The organism is Photorhabdus kleinii (genome assembly GCF_025384885.1).
Classification (GTDB): domain Bacteria; phylum Pseudomonadota; class Gammaproteobacteria; order Enterobacterales; family Enterobacteriaceae; genus Photorhabdus; species Photorhabdus kayaii.
Genome location: NZ_JAJAFY010000140.1, coordinates 1 through 1,193, shown reverse-complemented (window position 1 = coordinate 1,193; position 1,193 = coordinate 1). Strand labels below are relative to the sequence as shown.

General features: G+C 49.8%; 2 protein-coding genes and 1 pseudogene. All 3 read right to left on the bottom strand.

Features of this window, described 5'->3' with window-relative positions; genetic code table 11:
• Positions 1–710, bottom strand: a pseudogene (locus tag LG003_RS23025) (phage tail tape measure protein); the annotation flags it as partial.
• Positions 707–772 (bottom strand): GpE family phage tail protein, encoded by a 66-nt coding sequence (locus LG003_RS23300; RefSeq protein WP_315903414.1) that lies wholly within the window; start codon positions 770–772, stop codon positions 707–709. The gene LG003_RS23300 and the pseudogene LG003_RS23025, both read right to left, overlap by 4 nt.
• An 83-nt stretch (positions 773–855) precedes the next feature.
• On the bottom strand, positions 856–1,193 hold a 338-nt coding region (locus LG003_RS23015; RefSeq protein WP_315903415.1), incomplete at its 5' end, for a phage tail assembly protein.

Below are 1,193 nucleotides of genomic sequence, written 5' to 3'. Positions count from 1 at the left end.
CCTAACGCCCTGGCTTGTTCTCTGAGCATTTTGAGGCGAGGATCATTTTTATCGAGACGAGTCAACGCTTGAACGCCAGACATCCCCTCGTCAAAATCTCGTCCGGGGGCCATAATGCGAGATGAAGCATACAGAAAGCCCGCGCTACCCGCCGTCGCAGCAGCCCCTGCGGTGGCAAGCTTCCCGCGCATTTCCTTGGCTTTGCTATAGCTATTCTGGGCACGCGTGACCGCATTTAATCGCCGTTGCTGCTCGGCTAATTGCTGATTGTAAATTTCAGTGCGACGGGTTATTTGGGCAGTAACATTATCACTCTGACGAATAGAAATGTTATGCCTATCCATCTGTTCACCCACAGCCTGCAATTTCTGCTTTTCTTTAGCCAGTGTGCGGCCATAGCGATCCCGTTCCTGTCTGGCTGCAAGCAGGATTTTGCGCTGTTCTTCGGTTTGTTCCCTGAACCGCGGAAATTGCGCCGCTAACTCTTTGGCTTTAGCTTTGGCTTTGTCGTAAGCCTCCGCGTTTTTTTTAATAGAATCGCTTAAGCGGTCAAATGTTTTTGCCTGACTTGCCAGGCTCTTAATGTCGCTTGACGTTGATTTGATTTGAGAAGCCAGCCCCGCCGCTGCACGACTGGCAGCACTAACGGGACCGGATAACTTATTAGCGGCGCTCAGTGATACACGGATGTTAAGATTACGATCTGTCATGAATCACTTCCATTGCGTGCGGCTGCGCGTTCATGCCATTTTAATAATTCGAGCACGGTCATTGCGTCATACTCAGACGGGGCCCAGTGAAAAACCGTCGCGATATCTGCGATAATTTCGTCTGTTTCCACAAACGGGCACGGAATTATTTTTCGTCCTGTGTTTTGATCGTATCGGCTTCCGAGCTCGGTGCTAAAAAATCAGCAACACCGCTTGCCAGTGCTGTGAAATCCTGAATCCCCATGCTGTTAATCTCTGCTTCTGTCAAACGCGGCTGTGTCACACGCGGCAATAGCGTGATGAGAGAGTTCACATCACTTGTCATGACGTCATACAGTTTTAACCCACGTAGGGCACCCACTTGCTTCATCGTGTCAGTGATCGTGACCTGTGTAATGGTTTCCCCGTTGTGGCGCTCTAAAGGTTCTGAGAGGGTAATTGTTTTTGACATGGTTAAATCTCCTGCAATTGGCCAATTGGCGT